Origin of the sequence: Arthrobacter sp. IK3 (assembly GCF_051337705.1) — a bacterium.
In the GTDB taxonomy this organism is placed as follows: domain Bacteria; phylum Actinomycetota; class Actinomycetes; order Actinomycetales; family Micrococcaceae; genus Arthrobacter_B; species Arthrobacter_B koreensis.
The window spans coordinates 145607-162789 of sequence record NZ_JBPPSW010000001.1; the positions used below are offsets into that span (position 1 = coordinate 145607).

The 17183-nt window shown below is 66.3% G+C and carries 13 protein-coding genes and 1 tRNA gene; 4 read left to right on the forward strand and 10 right to left on the reverse strand.

Annotation, left to right across the window (positions count from 1 at the left end):
* The first annotated feature begins 71 nt into the window (after positions 1-71).
* Positions 72-2696, forward strand: coding sequence for an ATP-dependent chaperone ClpB (gene clpB, locus ACSLGO_RS00700; RefSeq protein WP_325785929.1), 2625 nt, complete (start codon positions 72-74; stop codon positions 2694-2696).
* Positions 2697-2792: 96 nt separating this feature from the next.
* Here the strand turns inward: clpB and ACSLGO_RS00705 are convergent, their stop codons facing one another.
* Positions 2793-4721 (reverse strand): septum formation family protein, encoded by a 1929-nt coding sequence (locus ACSLGO_RS00705; protein WP_436399705.1) that lies wholly within the window; start codon positions 4719-4721, stop codon positions 2793-2795.
* 273 nt (positions 4722-4994) lie between these two features.
* On the opposite strand from ACSLGO_RS00705, the gene ACSLGO_RS00710 reads away from it, so the two are divergent.
* Positions 4995-5231, forward strand: a complete 237-nt coding sequence (locus tag ACSLGO_RS00710) for a DUF3073 domain-containing protein (RefSeq protein WP_091601863.1) — start codon at positions 4995-4997, stop codon at positions 5229-5231.
* A gap of 200 nt (positions 5232-5431) precedes the next feature.
* On the opposite strand, the gene purM is transcribed toward ACSLGO_RS00710, so the two are convergent.
* From purM to ACSLGO_RS00735, 5 genes are read right to left on the reverse strand one after another with little or no spacing between them, the layout of a single operon-like run.
* Positions 5432-6547: a phosphoribosylformylglycinamidine cyclo-ligase gene (purM, locus tag ACSLGO_RS00715; protein ID WP_386885454.1), complete on the reverse strand. Its 1116-nt coding sequence runs from the start codon at positions 6545-6547 to the stop codon at positions 5432-5434.
* Positions 6544-8097: an amidophosphoribosyltransferase gene (purF, locus tag ACSLGO_RS00720; protein ID WP_436399706.1), complete on the reverse strand. Its 1554-nt coding sequence runs from the start codon at positions 8095-8097 to the stop codon at positions 6544-6546. Before purF ends, purM begins: the two co-directional genes overlap by 4 nt.
* Before the next feature lie 51 nt (positions 8098-8148).
* Positions 8149-8469 carry a polysulfide reductase NrfD gene (locus tag ACSLGO_RS00725; RefSeq protein ID WP_091601872.1) on the reverse strand — a complete coding sequence of 107 codons (321 nt, stop codon included), beginning with the start codon at positions 8467-8469 and terminating at the stop codon, positions 8149-8151.
* 25 nt (positions 8470-8494) lie between these two features.
* On the reverse strand, positions 8495-8875 hold the full coding sequence (locus tag ACSLGO_RS00730; RefSeq protein WP_091601875.1) for a sterol carrier family protein: 381 nt from the start codon (positions 8873-8875) through the stop codon (positions 8495-8497).
* A 2-nt stretch (positions 8876-8877) separates the two neighbouring features.
* Positions 8878-9882 (reverse strand): asparaginase, encoded by a 1005-nt coding sequence (locus tag ACSLGO_RS00735; RefSeq protein ID WP_325785926.1) that lies wholly within the window; start codon positions 9880-9882, stop codon positions 8878-8880.
* 308 nt (positions 9883-10190) lie between these two features.
* Between ACSLGO_RS00735 and purD the strand changes: the two genes are divergently transcribed.
* On the forward strand, positions 10191-11501 hold the full coding sequence (purD, locus tag ACSLGO_RS00740; RefSeq protein WP_091601878.1) for a phosphoribosylamine--glycine ligase: 1311 nt from the start codon (positions 10191-10193) through the stop codon (positions 11499-11501).
* Positions 11498-12391: a phosphoribosylaminoimidazolesuccinocarboxamide synthase gene (locus tag ACSLGO_RS00745; protein WP_436399707.1), complete on the forward strand. Its 894-nt coding sequence runs from the start codon at positions 11498-11500 to the stop codon at positions 12389-12391. The genes purD and ACSLGO_RS00745 overlap by 4 nt, the downstream gene beginning before the upstream one ends.
* Before the next feature lie 69 nt (positions 12392-12460).
* Here the strand turns inward: ACSLGO_RS00745 and ACSLGO_RS00750 are convergent, their stop codons facing one another.
* The 4 genes from ACSLGO_RS00750 to ACSLGO_RS00765 form a co-directional block, all read right to left on the reverse strand.
* Entirely contained in the window at positions 12461-13099 is a 639-nt protein-coding gene (locus ACSLGO_RS00750; protein ID WP_436399708.1) for a dihydrofolate reductase family protein, read from the reverse strand.
* Positions 13100-13193: 94 nt separating this feature from the next.
* A tRNA-Pro gene (locus ACSLGO_RS00755) sits at positions 13194-13270 on the reverse strand.
* A 105-nt stretch (positions 13271-13375) separates the two neighbouring features.
* Positions 13376-15202, reverse strand: coding sequence for an ABC transporter ATP-binding protein (locus ACSLGO_RS00760; protein WP_152274219.1), 1827 nt, complete (start codon positions 15200-15202; stop codon positions 13376-13378).
* Positions 15203-15234: 32 nt separating this feature from the next.
* Positions 15235-17049 carry an ABC transporter ATP-binding protein gene (locus ACSLGO_RS00765; protein ID WP_436399709.1) on the reverse strand — a complete coding sequence of 605 codons (1815 nt, stop codon included), beginning with the start codon at positions 17047-17049 and terminating at the stop codon, positions 15235-15237.
* Positions 17050-17183 lie beyond the last annotated feature (134 nt).

Consider the following 17183-nt stretch of genomic DNA (forward strand, 5'->3'; position numbering starts at 1 on the left):
CGTTCCAGCGGGATGGTGCTGAATCTGCCGGGAGCTTGAACGGTTTATCCGAGCCTGAGAAGGAGCCCGCCGTGGAAACCAAATTCACCACCAAGAGCCAGGAAGCGCTGCAGGCTGCAGCCATGAACGCCTCCACCGCCGGTAACCCCCAGATTGAGCCCGCGCACCTGCTGAAGGCTCTCATGGACCAGCGGCAGGGGGTGGCTGTTGCGCTTCTTAAGGCAGCAGGAGCCAATCCGGACGCGGTCAGCGTCGCCGCCAGCAGTGCCATCCACGACCTTCCCTCCAGCTCCGGCACGTCCGTGCAGCAGCCGCAGTTCTCGCGGCCGCTGCTGCAGGTAATCAACACCGCGCAGCAGGAGGCAGCCCAGCTTGGAGATGCCTACGTATCCACCGAGCACCTGCTGCTGGCGCTGTCGGTGGACAACAGTCCCGCCGGTAAGGCCCTGCGGGACAATAATGCCGGCCACGATGCCCTGGCCGGAGCCCTTCCCAGTGTGCGAGGAGACCGCAAAGTGACCAATGCAGATCCGGAGAATACCCTGCAGGCGCTGGAGAAGTTCAGCACCGACCTCACCGAAATGGCCCGGGCCGGAAAACTGGATCCCGTGATCGGGCGGGACTCGGAAATCCGCCGTGTCATCCAGGTGCTGAGCCGGCGTACCAAGAACAACCCCGTCCTCATCGGTGAGCCGGGCGTGGGTAAGACGGCCGTAGTGGAAGGACTCGCCCAGCGCATCGTGGCCGGGGACGTCCCGGAGAGCCTCAGCGGCAAGACGCTGCTCTCGCTCGACCTTGGGTCCATGGTTGCCGGCGCCAAGTACCGCGGCGAGTTCGAGGAACGCTTCAAGGCTGTCCTGGAGGAGATCTCCAACTCCGAGGGCCAGATAGTCACCTTCATTGATGAACTCCACACCGTCGTCGGTGCCGGTGCCGCAGAAGGATCCATGGATGCGGGCAACATGCTCAAGCCCATGCTGGCCCGCGGTGAACTGCGCCTGATCGGCGCCACCACCCTCAACGAGTACCGGGAGAATATCGAGAAGGATGCCGCCCTCGAGCGCCGCTTCCAGCAGGTGTTCGTCGGCGAACCCAGCGTGCCGGACACCATCGGTATTCTCCGCGGGCTCAAGGAGCGCTACGAGGCCCACCACAAGGTGGCCATTGCAGACTCCGCCCTCGTGGCCGCAGCCACCCTGTCCAACCGCTACATCACCGGCCGCCAGCTGCCGGACAAGGCCATCGACCTGGTGGACGAGGCAGCATCCCGGCTGCGGATGGAGATCGACTCCGCACCGGAGGAGATCGACGAACTGCGCCGCGCCGTCGACCGCCTGACCATGGAAGAGCTGGCCATCAGCGGTGAAACGGACGAGGCCTCGCTGGAACGCCTGGAAGTCCTGCGCGAAGACATGGCGAACAAGAAGGAGCAGCTGGCTGCCCTGAACGCCCGCTGGGAAGCTGAGAAAGCCGGACTGAACCGCGTGGGTGACATCAAGGCCCGGATCGACGAACTCCGGTCCCTGGCGGAAAAGGCACAGCGCGACGGCGACCTCACGGAAGCCTCCCGCATCCTGTACGGCGAGATCCCGGCGATGCAGAAGGAGCTCGACGCCGCGCAGGAAGCCGAGGAAGACAAGTTCGGGGACGGAGCCCGTGAGCTGATGGTCTCCGAGGAAGTCACCGCGGACGATATCGCCGAAGTGGTCTCGTCGTGGACGGGTATTCCGGCGGGACGGATGCTGCAGGGCGAATCGCAGAAACTGCTGGACATGGAGTCGGTCATCGGATCGCGGCTCATCGGCCAGACCAAAGCAGTTGCCGCCGTCTCGGACGCCGTACGGCGTTCCCGCGCCGGAGTTGCCGACCCGGACCGCCCCACCGGTTCCTTCCTCTTCCTGGGCCCCACCGGCGTCGGCAAGACCGAGCTTGCCAAGGCGCTCGCCGAGTTCATTTTCGACGACGAGCGTGCCATGGTCCGGCTGGATATGAGCGAGTACGCCGAGAAGCACACGGTTTCCCGCCTGGTCGGTGCCCCTCCCGGATACGTCGGCTACGAGGAAGGGGGGCAGCTCACGGAAGCGGTCCGTCGGCGCCCGTACTCGGTGATCCTGCTGGACGAGGTTGAAAAGGCGCACCCGGATGTCTTCGACATCCTGCTGCAGGTCCTCGACGACGGCAGGCTCACGGACGGCCAGGGACGCACCGTGGATTTCCGCAACGTGATCCTGATCCTCACCTCGAACCTGGGTTCACAGTTCCTGGTGGACCCCGGGCTGACGGAGGAACAGAAGCGCGAATCGGTCATGAACATGGTCAACGCCAACTTCAAGCCCGAATTCCTGAACCGCCTGGACGATGTAATTCTCTTCGATCCGCTGAACCTGGAGGAGCTGTCGGAGATCGTGGACCTGCAGGTCCAGGCACTGGCTACCCGGCTGCGGGATCGCCGCCTGACCCTGGAGGTCACGGATGCCGCCCGCGAATGGCTGGCACTGACCGGATACGACCCGGCCTACGGCGCCCGTCCGCTTCGCCGGCTGGTGCAGCGGGAGATTGGGGACAAGCTGGCCAAGGGCATCCTTGCCGGACGTATCTCAGACGGAGATACCGTGCTGGTGGACCGTCCCGAGGTCGCGGGAGACGAGCTGGCAGACCCGGGCCTGACCGTCGAAGCGGCGGCACCCGTCCGCTAATTCCGTTCCCCGCCTGACGAGGAGCAGTAAAAAGGGAGGCTCAGTGCGAGCCTCCCTTTTTACTGCTCTATTGCTTTTTACTGGGCGTTTCCCAGGTCATGGCTGAACAATGAGGGATTCGGTCAGCTCGTCACTTGGCGCCACAACAAAGCAGTCAACCCGCCGGTCACCGGTGTTCCATGAATTCTGTGTGGGAACCGCGCGGTTGAGTTCAAGATCGGTGTATTTCGACGCCGCATCCGTGTAGATGACGGACGAACACACCTCTTCTGCCTTCGCGGCCAGCGCATCGGTGCCGGGGAAGGTGTCGGAATCAGCGTAGGTGGAGGTGGCGACCAGCTGTGCATTGTGGGCGGTCTCGCAGGTCACAACGGTCACCTCGGCATTCACGCTCTGGAAGTCCTGCAGGCAGGCGCCTGCCTCCAGATCGACCGGAGATACCGAATCCTCCAGGACACCCTCACCCCGGTTGCTGTCCGCGATCACCGTGGCGAGCCAGATGCCCAGCAGCACCACAATGAGGATTGACCCCAGCAGCACCAGCGTGCGGGTGGTCTTGCCCGGGCCCTTGCCGCGGGCGGCTGCTTCCTCGGCCTCACGGGTCCGCCGCGCACGGCGAGAGTCCGCCGGGACGGCACTGGCACCGGAAGGGTTCACCGTGTGGACTACGCCCGTGTCGTCGGGATCCTTTTTGCTCAGCGTCAGTGACTCGAAGGAGTCAGTGACGGGAGCCGCGACGTCGGAGCTGCCGCCCTGGATAGTCGATGTATGGATCCGCGGACCGGCCGCCTTGGACGCAGCATCGTCTTCATCCTGGGGGCTGTCCTTGGCACTGCCGGCTTCCGTGGCATCCTCGTTCGAGCCGTTGTCCTCGGCAGGTGCCTCGGCAGGTTTCGGGGATGATTGAGGGCGAGGCTCCACGGGAGCGTCCGCGGCCTCGGCGTCATCATCGGCTGACTCGTCTGATGGCTTATCGCCGGATCCGTCCTTGGACTGGCCGGCGGCCGTGTCAGTGTTCGAATCGCCGTCTACGGCGGATTCGCTCGACGGTTCGCCCTGCGTGTCATCCGCTGCGGCGGGTTCCAGCTCCGTGAGCCCTGCCCCCGGCTCGACGGCGACTTCCGTGCCTTCGGGGGCGGGCTCGGAGATTCCTGCCTGCTTACCGGCTTCGGCAGCCTCCTCGGAGACTGCCCGCACCTCGGCGGCGGTTTCCGGCAGGGAAGCCGCCTCGGCGGCATCGGTGCTGATGGCCGGCGTCCCCAGCGACGGTTCGTCGAGGTGAACGTCATCAGCGGGAATGACTTTGGGCTCCGGCGGGGCCGCGTCCTGCGACTCGGCGTCGAAAGCGCCGTCCCACAGCTCGGCGTCGTGCCCGCCGTCGGTGGACAGCCAGGCCGGGGCGTCGGTGTGGGCGGACAGGTCGGGAACGGCAGCCGCGGTCGTTTCGGCGCCTGCACCTGTTTCCGGGGACTGGGCGGGTGCGGCGGCACTGGTCTGCGCAGTTCGGCCGTCGCCGGTTGCAGCAGCGGCGTTTTTGCCGGTTCCGGGGGCGGCGTTCGTCCCGGCAGCCTCGGGCCCGGTCGGAGTCGATGACGGTTCGTCCGCCGGACTCGAATTCTTCTTGGCTCCGGGGCCGGTGCGGACAGCGGGACGCTTGGCTCCGCCCTTTGAACCCAGCAGGCCCTTCTGGACGCCACCCTGGTTGGCGGCGGCCGGACGCCGTGCTCCGGAACCCTTGCCGCGTCCTGATTTTCCGGGCTTGGCAGGTTTGGCGGGCTTGGCTGAACCGGCGCCCCGCTCCGGGTCGGTGGGGCCGGAGCGCCCGTTGGAGGCGGACAGCTGGGGCTTAATAACTGGAATGCTCCTTGTAGCAGGGTTGTTCCGGACCGGGGGTGCAGTTCGCGGTGTGGGCGGCTTGGCACTGGATCCCTTGGGGCGCGCGGTACTTCCGTTCGGGGTGGAAGGGCGCGGGGACTTCCCCGGCTGGGCTGTTCCCTGCCGCGGTGTCCTCTTTTGATCGCTCATGGTGAACGCCGGTCCTCCCTGTCCATGGCCGCAAAAGTGTCCCGCGGCATCTGTTCCTCCCTGACTTTAGCGAATTTGCAGGTCGCGGCGCAGTACGCACCTGCGGGAGAGAAGGACTAAACTGGGAAGTTGAGTGCGCCTGCGGGTCCTGAGGGGCACAACCCAGCGGAAAACATGTAACCTGTAGTTACGACAAATTGACCAAATATTCCGGGGCCTCGCTCTCCTGCCCGAGCGACCACCTCCGGATCGACGCAAAAAGGGGGTCACGCCATGGGGCGCGGCCGTCAAAAGGCAAAAGCAACCAAGCAGGCACGCGAGATGAAGTACTTCACTCCTGCCACGGACTACTCAGCCCTGCAGCGTGAGCTGTCAGGACCCTCGAGCCGTCCGTCGAGTCGATATCCCGAGGAACCGGCCGAGCCGGACTACTCGGCGTACGAGGATAAGTACGCAGATCAATTTGGCGATGAAGACGATGATGATGAGGGTTCCCGCCGCATCGGATAGATGCCGGCAAACCCATTCTTCGGCAAACTGATTGCCCTCCTTCAGCGGATCACCAGCACGGTGGATCCGCTGAAGGGCGTTAAAGGCGGTAATTCCCCTTCGCCGTTCCCTCCATCGAGATGACAGAAACTGCCCGTATCAAGGCTGATACGGGCAGTTTCTGTCATCTCGATGAGGCGGGGGCAGAGCCTCCGGAATGGCTAGGCGTAACTGCCCACCAGGCGGACGGCACCGCCGTCGACGCCCTTGGCGCCCTGGACGTAGTTGGGATCGCCGGCCTCGGAATCCGAGACGGCTCCGACGGTACCCATGGTCCAGGCCGGAACACCGCGTTCGCCCAGGCGGGCCAGCGCAGCGTCCGCACCGGCGGCGTCGACAATCGCCACCATTCCGACGCCCAGGTTCAGGGTGCGCTCCAGGTCCGGCAGCGGTACATTGCCGAGCTCGCTGACGAGCTTGAAGACCGGCGGCAGTTCCCAGGTTGAACGGTCCACGGTGGCTTCCAGGCCCTTAGGCAGGACCCGGGCCAGGTTGGCGGCAAGCCCGCCGCCGGTCACATGGCTGAAACCGTGCACTCCAGCGGGCGCGTAGCGGGCCAGGTCCAAGCAGTCGGCAGCGTAGACGCGCGTAGGCTCCAGCAGCTCTTCGCCGAGGGTGCGCCCAAGCTCCGGGATCTGGCGTTCAAGCTGCCAGCCGGCGTGGTTGATGACGCGGCGCACCAGGGAGTAGCCGTTGGAATGGATGCCGGAGGACGCCATGCCAATAACGACGTCGCCCTCCCGCACGCGCTCCGGGCCCAGCAGGTCCGCAGCTTCCACGACGCCGGTGGCGGCACCGGCGACGTCGTACTCGTTCACGCCCAGCAGGCCGGGGTGTTCAGCGGTCTCGCCGCCCACCAGGGCGGTGCCGGCAACTTCGCAGGCAGCCGCGATGCCGCGGACAATGTCCGCGATACGCTCCGGCACTACCTTGCCGCAGGCGATGTAGTCGGTCATGAACAGCGGCTCCGCGCCGACGACGACGATGTCATCAACCACCATGCCCACCAAGTCGAACCCGATGGTGGAGTGGATATCCAGTGCCTGGGCAATGGCGACCTTGGTACCAACGCCGTCGGTGGAGCTTGCCAGCAGCGGCTTCTTGTAGGCCAGCAGCCGGGAAACGTCATAGAGCCCGGCGAATCCGCCCACCCCGCCAAGGACCGAGTCGTTGTGGGTTGCCTTGACCGCTGCCTTCATTAGTTCGACGGCCCGGTCACCGGCCTCGACGTCCACCCCTGCGGAGGCATAGGTGATGGCGTTTTCGCTCGCGCTCATACCGATTCTTTCTTGTCTGTTGGGGTCAGGAGGGTCTCGAACTCACTGTCCGGTCCCGGATCACAGCCGTTGGAGCCGTCCGCGTCGGACGGATTTTCCAGCAGGTTCTTGCCCAGCCGGTCTGCCGGGGGCAGCTCGATGGGGTACCGGCCGGTGAAGCAGGCTGTGCAGAGCTTTTCGCGCGGCTGCTGGGTGGCCCCAATCATGCCGTCTTCGGAAATGTAGGCGAGGGAATCAGCGCCGATAGACGTGCAGATTTCCTCCACCTTGGCGCCGTTGGCGATCAACTCGGCGCGGGAAGCGAAGTCGATTCCGTAGAAACAGGGCCACTGGACCGGCGGAGAGGAAATCTTGACGTGGACTTCCTTGGCGCCGACTTCCCGGAGCATGCGCACGATTGCACGCTGGGTGTTGCCGCGGACGATCGAGTCGTCCACCACCACCACGCGCCTGCCGCGGATGACGGACTCGAGGGCGTTGAGCTTGAGCTTGATTCCTAGCTGGCGAAGGGTCTGGCTCGGCTGGATGAAGGTACGCCCCACGTAGGAGTTCTTGACGAACCCGTGCGCGAAGGGGATGCCGGACTGCTCGGCGTAGCCCACGGCCGCGGGTGTGCCGGATTCGGGGACCGGAATGACAATGTCCGCTTCGACGCCGTTTTCGCGGGCCAGCTGGCGGCCCATCTCAACCCGGGATTCGTAGACCGAACGGCCGTTGATCGAAGCGTCCGGGCGCGCAAGGTAGACGTACTCGAAGACGCAGCCCGCCGGCGTCGGCTCCCCGAACATCTGGGAACGGATGCCGTTCTCGTCAATGGCGATGAACTCGCCGGGCTTGATCTCACGGATGAAGCTTGCGCCGACGGTGGCCAGGGCCGAACCTTCGGAGGCCACAACCCAGCCGCGGTTCAGCCGGCCGAGTACCAGCGGGCGCACGCCGTAGGTGTCGCGGGCCGCGTACAGGGTTCCTTCGTCCATGAAGACGAAGGAGAACGCGCCGCGCAGCTTGGGCAGCAGTTCAAGTGCGGTTTCTTCCAGGGAGCGGCCGTCAGTCCCGTTCAGCAGGGCGGTGACGAGGGCGGTGTCCGAGGTGTTGCCCTGGGCAATTTCGCCCGAGCGGGGGCGTCCCTGGCGGGCCAGGATCATTTCGTAGAGTTCGGCGGAGTTGGTCAGGTTGCCATTGTGGGCCAGCGCCACGGTGCCGGCGGCCGTCGCGCCGAGGGTGGGCTGGGCGTTCGCCCAGTGCGAGGCACCGGTGGTGGAGTACCGGCAGTGCCCAATCGCAATGTGGCCCAGAAGAGTGTTCAGGGTGGTTTCGTCGAAGACCTGGGACACCAGTCCCATGTCCTTGTAGACGCTGATCCGGCTGCCGTCGCTTGTAGCGATGCCCGCGGATTCCTGTCCGCGGTGCTGCAGCGCGTACAGACCGTAATAGGTAAGCTTCGCTACCTCTTCGCCGGGGGCCCAGACGCCGAAGACTCCGCAGGCATCCTGCGGTCCTTTTTCGCCGGGCATGAGATCGTGGGAAAGCATTCCGTCACCGCGTGCCATGGAAGACATTCTCTCACGCCCGCCGGGTACGAACGGCTCCGGGGCAGAGCGTTACGCGGTGGGGGAAGTGCCTGTGCTATCGGGCTCGTCGTCTGCCGCCTCAACCACTGCGTGCTCGGAGCGGCGGATGCTGATCCGGTCCAGGATCAATGCGGCGATGGAACCCAAAGCCACACCGGGGAGAGCGAACATCACGGTGAAGAATCCCAGGACGGCTTCCCGGGTGTACTGCGGGTTCTCGTCTCCGGTGTACGCCATGATCAGGGCGGTAATAAAGGCAGCGACCACGCCCAGCGCCATAAAAGGTACAAAGCGGGGAGCTCGGCGGATGGTGATCTCGCGGCGTTCAGGGCTGTGCTGCTCGGAAGTCATGCCCAAATTCTACCGGCAGTAGAGATTAGGCTGTCCCGCCCCCGGCAAGCCGCGGAAACAGTGGCAGGCATTCGGACAGGTCCGCACGCAGCCCGGAGGCGGAAACCTTTCCGGCAGCCACCGCGTCAGCCCATGCCAGGGCGCCTGTCACCAGCCCCAGCCAGGTGGCGGCGTCGGTCTCTACGACATTCGGGGGAGTACCCCGGGTGTGCCGGGGGCCGGGAATGCACTGGGTGACGCCGAAGGGGGGAACCCGCACCTCGACAGAGTTGCCGGGCACCCGTTCAGCGAGTTCCTCGAGGGCGTAGCGGACCGCCATCGCGGTGGTGTTCCGGTCTGACGGTCCGGCCGCTGCCGCGGCGAGGGCGGCCGTGCCGTCTGCCGAAGAAATCCTGCGCCGTGCCATGGCTAGTCCAGCAGCGCGGTGACCGGCGCGGCGAGCCGCAGGCTGCCGACGGGCTCGCCGCCGCCGAGTACCGGCGGAACGGTTTTGGCCAGGACCTTGAAGACGCCCTCCGGGTCAATGGCACCGCTGGCGGCGAGCAGCGTCAGGCCCACGAGGGTGGCGGCGCGGCCGTTGCCGTCGAGCATTTTCAGTGCCACGGAAACCCCGGTGTCCGTACCCAGTACCAGGACGCCTTCGGCGCCGCTCTTGGCGATGATGCCGAGGTCTTCCATGACCACGGAGTTCTCCTTGCCGGCGCCGTGAACGCCCCAGGGGTAGTCCAGCATTGCTGTTGCCACGGTGGCTGCGCGCGCATCGCCCAGCTTGTCTGACGGCGCCTTGGCCAGCTTGCCGATCCCGCGTGCCAGCCCGGTCAGGGATACCGCAGCCAGCGGAGCCCCGCAGCCGTCAATGGCCCAGTGCGCGGGCTTTTCCTCGCAGAAGTCCTCGAAGACCCGGGCGATTCCCTGCTGCAGCGGATGGGACGGATCAAGGTACGTCCGGGTGTCCCAGCCGTTCTCGGTGCAGGCCCACAGGAATGCCGCGTGCTTGCCGGAGCAGTTGAAGGCAATCCGCTGCTTGCCCTTGCCGGCACGGATCAGCTCGGTCCGTGCCTGTTCGTCCTGCGGCCAGTCCGCCGGGCACTGCAGGTCCTCTTCAGTGACGCCCGCAGCCTGGAGCATTCCGCGGACCACATCGGTGTGTTCCTTTGCGCCGATGTGGCTGGCAGCGGCCAGCGCTACCTGCGGACCCCGCAGCGGTACGCCGGCCTGCATCGTGGCAACGGCCTGGAACGGCTTGAGCGACGAACGCGGGAACACCGGGGTGGCGATGTCGCCCAGGGCTGTGACCACCGACCCGTCACCGGAAAGCACGACGGCGGAACCCACGTGGCGGGATTCAATGAAGCCGTTGCGCTCCAGGACAGCGAGTTCAACGGCATCAGAGGCAGCAAAGGTGGCAGACATACTGCCAGTGTACGGAAGTCCGGCACCCGTCCGGGACGCCGGAAAAGCCCGGCGGAAAGGCTCCGCCCCGGCAGCACGGGAGAGGGCGCGGGCAGCGAAGCAGGGGAGCGATGACCGCCCCAGCACCGCCATCGAGGCAGCCTCCCTCGCTGCCCGGCCCGGCGGGGCCAAAGCCCCGCCGTGATTCACTATCCGGCGGCAGGCGCCGCCGGGCAACGGGTCGGCGGGAAATCCACCCCTGCGCGGGCCGCGTCACGGAGCAGCGGCGGCTTTCGGGGCGTGCATCCCAGCCAGTAGTCTGAACTCTTGTGAAGGTTCTCGTTGTTGGCCCCGGCGGCCGCGAACATGCCATTGTCCGGGCCCTGCTGGCCGACCCCTACGTTTCGGAAGTCCACGCGGCTCCCGGCAACGCGGGCATCGCGCAGGTAGTGCCAGTCCATTCCATCAACGCCAGCGATCCGGAAGCCGTGACAGCCCTGGCCCGTGAGCTCGGTTCCGACCTCGTCGTCGTCGGCCCGGAAGCGCCGCTGGCAGCCGGTGTTGCAGACGCCCTCGCGGAGGCCGGCATTCCGGTTTTCGGTCCTTCCAGGGCAGCAGCCCAGCTGGAAGCCTCCAAGGCTTTCGCGAAGCAGGTCATGGCCGAGGCGAACGTGCCCACGGCAATGGCCCGGGTCGCTGCGACACCGGACGAAGCCGCCGACGCGCTGGACACCTTCGGTGCTCCCTACGTGGTCAAGGATGACGGGCTGGCCGCCGGCAAGGGCGTTGTGGTGACATCGGACCGGGACGAAGCGCTGGCCCACGCGCAGGCCTGTTTCGACGCCGGCGGAACGGTGGTCATCGAGGAGTTCCTGGACGGCCCCGAGGTCTCCCTGTTTGTCCTCTCCGACGGGCGGCACGTGGTGCCGCTGGCCCCGGCCCAGGACTTCAAGCGCATCTTCGACAACGACGAAGGCCCCAATACCGGCGGCATGGGCGCCTACTCCCCGCTGGAGTGGGCCCCGGCCAACCTGGTGGACGATGTCATTGCCCGGGTGGCGCAGCCCACCGTGGATGAGATGGCCTCCCGCGGCACACCGTTTGTCGGAGTGCTGTACTGCGGCCTGGCCCTGACCTCCCGCGGACTGCGGGTGATCGAGTTCAACGCGCGCTTTGGCGATCCGGAAACCCAGGCCGTGCTGGCCCGGCTGAAGACCCCGCTCGGCGGACTGCTGCTGGCTGCCGCCAAGGGTGAACTGGATGCCATGGAACAGTTGAAGTGGGATGCCCGCACGGCAGTCGCCGTCGTCGTCGCGTCCGAAAACTACCCTGACACTCCGCGCACCGGCGACCCGATCCTGGGACTCGTGGAAGCCGAGGCGATCGAGGGCGTTCACGTGCTGCATGCCGGCACCGCCATCGAAGCCAACGAGATCGTGAGCGCGGGCGGACGGGTCCTGGCCGTCGTCGCGCTGGGGGAGAACCTGGCGCAGGCCAGGGAACTCGCCTACCAGGGCGTGGACGCCATTGACCTTGAGGGTTCCCAGCACCGCGGTGACATCGCGCTGAAAGCCGAGCGCGGCGACATCGTGGTCCCTGCCGGCAGCGCAGGCGCTGACATCGAAGAGGACCTGGCATGAGCACCGCACCGCAGCTGGACGGCTGGAACCACATCTACTCCGGGAAGGTGCGGGACCTGTACGTGCCCGCCGGACCGGACGCCGCGCAGGACCGGGTGCTGGTTGTGGCCAGCGACCGGATCAGCGCCTACGACCACGTGCTCTCCAGCATCATCCCGGACAAGGGCCGCATCCTGACGCAGCTGAGCCTGTGGTGGTTCGAGCAGCTGGGCAGCGTTCCGAACCATGTTCTTTCCGCTGACGAGGGCGTGCCCGCCGAGGTGGCCGGCCGGGCCATGATCTGCAAGAAGCTTGAAATGTACCCCGTGGAAGCCATTGCCCGCGGCTACCTCACCGGCTCCGGACTGGCGGAGTACCGGCAGTCGCAGACCGTGTGCGACGTTCCGCTGCCCGCCGGGCTCGTTGACGGCTCGCGGATTGAGCCGGCTATTTTCACTCCCTCGGCCAAGGCCGAGGTGGGCGAACATGACGAGAACATCAACTACGACGCCGTCGTGGCCGCGGTGGGTGCCGAGACGGCCGCGCAGATCCGGGACCTGACCCTGGAGATCTACACCACGGCCGAGGCCATTGCGCGGGACCGCGGAATCATCCTGGCGGATACCAAGGTGGAGTTTGGCCTGGACCCGGCCACCGGCCTGGTAACCCTGGGCGACGAGGTACTCACCCCGGATTCCTCGCGCTTCTGGGACGCTTCGCTGTACGAACCGGGCAAGGCCCAGCCTTCCTTCGACAAGCAGTACGTCCGGGACTGGCTGACCTCGCCCGAGTCCGGCTGGGACAAGGCAGCGGACACCCCGCCGCCGCCCCTGCCCGAGGACGTTATCGACCGCACGCGTGCGAGGTACGTTGAGGCGTACGAGCGGCTGACCGGAAAGAGCTTCGTCTAGGATTTCCATGACCGCAGGCCCCGGGGTTTCCCGGGGCCTGCGGTGTTGTGTGGCGCCTGTCGCGCGGACTTAGCGGAAGAACGTCAGGTGGGTGACGCCATCGTCAGCCGCTTCCGAGCGGGCCTCATAACCGTTCTCCAGGCCGCGCAGGCCCTCCCACAGGTTGATGCCGCGGCCCAGCAGGATCGGTGTGATGCCCACGTGAATCCGGTCCACCAATCCCGCTTCAAGAAACGATTTTATGACCGTTGGCCCCCCGCCAATCCGAACGTCCTGGCCGGCCGCGGCGTCGAGGGCCCGGTCCAGGGCTTCCTGCGGCGAGGTGGCAAGGAACTCGAACCGGGTCCCGTCGGGCATGTCGATGGGTTCACGGGCGTCATGGGTGAGGATGAAGACCGGGTACTGGAACGGCGTCTCATCTCCCCACCAGCCCTTCCACTCGGGATCGTCCGGGAAATTGTGCAGGCCGAACATCCCGGCGCCCATGATTTCCGCCCCGATGCCCTCGAAGTAGGCGGCGGCGTATGTGTCATCCACCCCGGTGGTGCCCTTACCGGGCTGCTTCAGCACCCGCTCCTGGAAGGTACGCGTGGCGGTATATGGCCCAACCAGCCGTCCCCAGTCTTCCCCGAACGGCTTCTCCCGAGTCTGGTCCGTGGTGGTGGCGTACCCGTCAAGGGAGATGTTCAGGTCAACGCGGACAGCCATGGGAACTCCTGGTGTCTTGGTGAGGGATGTTCCAGAGCATACTCGCCGGCACAGCAAAAAGGACCCATCGAAAACGATGGGTCCTTTCCTGTTTTGGTCGGGGTGACAGGATTTGAACCTGCGACCTCGTCGTCCCGAACGACGCGCGCTACCAAGCTGCGCCACACCCCGTAACCACTGCTCATCCGGAGGTTTCCCTCCCGGCCAAGCAACTTTACAAGTGTACTCGACAACCTGCGGGAGCGCGAAATCAGCGCCCTGCGACAGGCAACAGCGTTACACGAGCGAGTCCTGCCAGGCGGCATTGAGTGCCGCGAAGCGTCCGGTTCCGCTGGTGAGCTCGGCAGGCGTGCCGTCTTCCACCACAGCGCCGGAATCCATGACCAGCACCCGGTCCGCGATTTCAACCGTTGAAAGCCGGTGGGCGATGATCAGCGCGGTCCGGTTGCCCAGCAGCGTCTTCAAGCCCTGCTGCACCAGCCGCTCGCTGGGCACGTCCAGGGAGGACGTCGCTTCGTCGAGAATCAGCACCGCCGGGTCGGCGAGGAAGGCGCGGGCAAAGCTGATCAGCTGGCGCTGCCCGGCCGAGACCCGGCCGCCGCGCTTGTTTACATCGGTCTCATAACCCTCGGGCAAAGACTCGATGAAATCGTGGGCGCCCACGGCACGGGCAGCGGCTTCGATTTCCTGCGGCGAGGCGCCCGGTTTGCCCAGGGCAATGTTCTCCGCCACCGAGCCGCTGAACAGGAACGCTTCCTGGGTAACCATGACGACGGCGCGGCGCAGGTCGCGCTGCGTGAGGTTCCGCAGGTCCACGCCGTCCAGCAGCACTGCACCGTCCGATGGGTCATAGAACCGGGCGATCAGTTTGGCGAGGGTGGATTTGCCGGCACCGGTCTGGCCCACCAGGGCCACGGTCTGCCCGGCGGGGATGTGCAGGTCCAGTCGGGGCAGGACCAGCGGGCCGTCCCCGTAACGGAATTCGACGCCGTCGAACCTTACGTCCCCCTTGGCGTCCCGAAGTTCCACCGGCTGGCGGGGCGGACGGACGGTGGGGACTTCTTCCAGCAGGCCGGACACCTTTTCGAGGGCCGCGGAGGCGGACTGGAACGAGTTGTAGAACATGGCCATCTGGTCCACCGGCTGGAAGAACCGCTTGGCGTAGAGCAGCAGGGCCAGCAGCGCGCCGACTTCCAGGCCGCCGTCGAGCACCCGGTAACCGCCCACCAGCAGCACCACGGCCACGGTCGCGTTGCCGATGAAGATCAGGCCGGGCTGGAACACACCGTTGAGGTTGATGGAGCGGAGGGTGGCCCGGCGGTAGTCCTCGGCCAGTTCGTCATTCTTCTCGGCGTTGACGGTCTCCCGGCGGAAGGCCTTCACGGCGCGGATGCCGGTCATCGTTTCGATGAAGTGGACGATCAGTTTTGCCGAGGTCACCCGGGAGGCCCGGTACGCGATCTGGGAGCGCTTCTGGTACCAGCGGGTCAGCAGGAACATCGGCACGAACGCCACGCAGAGCAGCACTCCGGTGCGCCAATCCAAGGCGAAGATGCTGACGGCCACGAAGACCATGTACATAGCACCCGAGGCCAGGGAACTGATGCCCGAATCCAGCAGTTCACGCAGCGCCTCGAGGTCCGAGGTCTGGCGCGAGATGATTCTGCCCGAGGTGTAGCGTTCATGGAACTCGAGGCTCAGCCGCTGGGTATGCCGGAACACCCGGAGCCGCAGGTCCAGCAGCATTGCCTGGCTGAGCTGCGCCGTGGAACGGACGTAACCTGCCGTCAGCCCGGCCGCCAGGACCGCCGCGAGCAGGTAGGTGCCGCCGGCCGCCAGCAGCGGAAGGGAACTGCCGTCCTGCAGGGCGGGCAGGGCGTGGTCGATGCCGAAGGCGATGATCGCGGGTCCGGCGACCCGGGCGGCCTGCGAGAACACCACCAGTGCGATGGTGAAGATGAACCGTCCGCGGTTGGGGCGGACCAGGGACGCCAGCAGGGATAGCGAACGACGCCGCACGGCCAGGTTCTGCTCCCGGTCCAGGTCCAGGTTGTCCTCGCCGGACGTGCCAACGGCGTTGTCTGCCCGTGCCGGGCCCGGCAGGGGCGCACCGGGACGGCGGATGCTGAACCGGCTCACCGGAGAACCCCTCTTTCGTCTTCGAGTCCACTGTCCAGGTCCTGCGGCGAGGCCGGGAGGCTGGCGATCACGTGGCGGTAGTGCTCATTCTGGGCCAGGAGCTCAGCGTGGGTGCCGACGGCGGCGATCCTGCCGTCCTGTATCAGGGCCACCCGGTCCGCCAGGGAGACTGTGGAGGGACGGTGGGCCACCACCAGCGTGGTGGTCTCCGCGAGGACCTCGCGGAGCCGGTGCTCCACCAGTTCCTCGGTGCGTACGTCCAGCGCGGAGAGCGGGTCATCCAGAACCAGGACCGTGGGCCGGGCAGCAATCGCACGTGCCAGGGCCACGCGCTGGCGCTGCCCGCCGGAAAGACTGAGTCCCTCTTCCCCGATCAGCGTGTCCACGCCGTCCGGAAGCGAATAGACAAACTGGGCCTGCGCCACGTCCAGGGCTTCACGCAGAAGGTCCTCGGCCTCGGAGCCGCTGGCGGCGTCAGCTCCGAGCAACACATTGTCCCGGACTGAGCTGGAGAACAGGGTGGTCTCCTCGAAGGCCACCGATACGATGCGGCGCAGTTCCGTCAGCGGGTAGTCCCGCACGTCGACGCCGTCGATCCGGATGCTGCCGGCGGTGACGTCGTATAGCCGGGGGACCAGCTGCAGCAGAGTGGACTTGCCGCTGCCGGTGATGCCGACCAGCGCCATGGTCTCACCGGCACGCAGGTCCAGGCTCACGCCGTCGAGCACGTCCGGGCGGTCCGGCGCGGCGTCCGGGTAGGCAAAGTGCACGTCCTCGAAGGAAAGCCGGCCGTGGACTTCCTTCGGCTGCACCGGGTGTTCCGGATCGGTGATGGTGCGCCTGGCATCCATGACCTCGAAGTGCCGGTCGATCGCGGTGGCGGCCGTCAGCGTCATGGACAGCAGCGGTCCCATGGACTCCACCGGTCCGGCAACCACCGCAGCGGTGGCAAAGAAAGCCACCAGCGCACCAATGCTCACCTGTCCGTCGTTGACCAGCAGGATGCCCAGGACCAGGGAGACAGCCAGTGCTGCCTCCGGAAGGAGAGTCACCACCAAGGAGAACTTGGCCAGTGAATTCGCCTTGTACACCTCGGTCTGGCGCAGGCCCTCGGCCTGCTCTTCGAACGCGTCCAGCGCCTCGGAACTGCGGCCGAAAGCCTTCAAAACGCGGATGCCGTGGACCGATTCTTCCACGGTGGTAGCCAGGTCTCCGGCCTGGTCCTGGCTTCGGCGAGATACCCGGCCGTAGAAGCGCCGGAACTTGAAGCCGTAAACGATGATCGGCACGGCGGCGAGCAGGAACACGATGGCCAGCTGCCAGGCAGTGAAGAACATGATGGTGACGCCAATGAGCACTGTCAGTGCCGTGACGATCAGCATCAGGGCGCCGAATGCCATCCAGCGGCGGATCAGGTTCAGGTCGCTCATGGCGCGGGAGAGCAGCTGCCCGGAGCCCCAGCGGTCATGGAACGCGACGGAAAGGTCCTGCAGGTGGCGGTAAAAGGAGGTCCGCAGGCTGGTTTCCACAAGAGTGGACGGCGCGACGGCGAACTGCCGCCGCAGTGCCATGAACACGGCCTCCAGCGTCCCCAGGGCCAGGACGATGCCGGTGGCCCACCACAGTGCGGTGACTGCACCGCCGGGGGCGAGGTAATTGTTCACCAGGACCCGGAGGACCTGCGGGATGGCCAGCGCGACGACGCTGGCGCCGACCGCGCAGAGGAAGCCAAGGAACAGCCGGGGGAGGATCGGTTTGATGTGCGGGTACAGGCGCCCCAGGGATTGCCACAATGATGTCTGCGGGGGCATGAATCCTCTTCGAGATCGAGAGGTCCGCGCCGAGGGGTGCGGGCCGGATACCGCTCAATCCTAGGCCACGCCGGGCATGGTTACGACGCCGCGTGCCGGTTTCGCCCCTTCCGCCGAGAGGCCACTTACGGCTC

What these genes read in the sequence shown, in the direction of transcription:
- ACSLGO_RS00705 (WP_436399705.1), bottom strand. Translation starts at nt 4,721, where the DNA reads ATGAGCGATCAAAAGAGGACACCGCGGCAGGGAACAGCCCAGCCGGGG.
- ACSLGO_RS00710 (WP_091601863.1), top strand. Translation starts at nt 4,995, where the DNA reads ATGGGGCGCGGCCGTCAAAAGGCAAAAGCAACCAAGCAGGCACGCGAG.
- purM (WP_386885454.1), bottom strand. Translation starts at nt 6,547, where the DNA reads ATGAGCGCGAGCGAAAACGCCATCACCTATGCCTCCGCAGGGGTGGAC.
- purF (WP_436399706.1), bottom strand. Translation starts at nt 8,097, where the DNA reads ATGGCACGCGGTGACGGAATGCTTTCCCACGATCTCATGCCCGGCGAA.
- ACSLGO_RS00725 (WP_091601872.1), bottom strand. Translation starts at nt 8,469, where the DNA reads ATGACTTCCGAGCAGCACAGCCCTGAACGCCGCGAGATCACCATCCGC.
- ACSLGO_RS00730 (WP_091601875.1), bottom strand. Translation starts at nt 8,875, where the DNA reads ATGGCACGGCGCAGGATTTCTTCGGCAGACGGCACGGCCGCCCTCGCC.
- ACSLGO_RS00735 (WP_325785926.1), bottom strand. Translation starts at nt 9,882, where the DNA reads ATGTCTGCCACCTTTGCTGCCTCTGATGCCGTTGAACTCGCTGTCCTG.
- ACSLGO_RS00745 (WP_436399707.1), top strand. Translation starts at nt 11,498, where the DNA reads ATGAGCACCGCACCGCAGCTGGACGGCTGGAACCACATCTACTCCGGG.
- ACSLGO_RS00750 (WP_436399708.1), bottom strand. Translation starts at nt 13,099, where the DNA reads ATGGCTGTCCGCGTTGACCTGAACATCTCCCTTGACGGGTACGCCACC.
- ACSLGO_RS00765 (WP_436399709.1), bottom strand. Translation starts at nt 17,049, where the DNA reads ATGCCCCCGCAGACATCATTGTGGCAATCCCTGGGGCGCCTGTACCCG.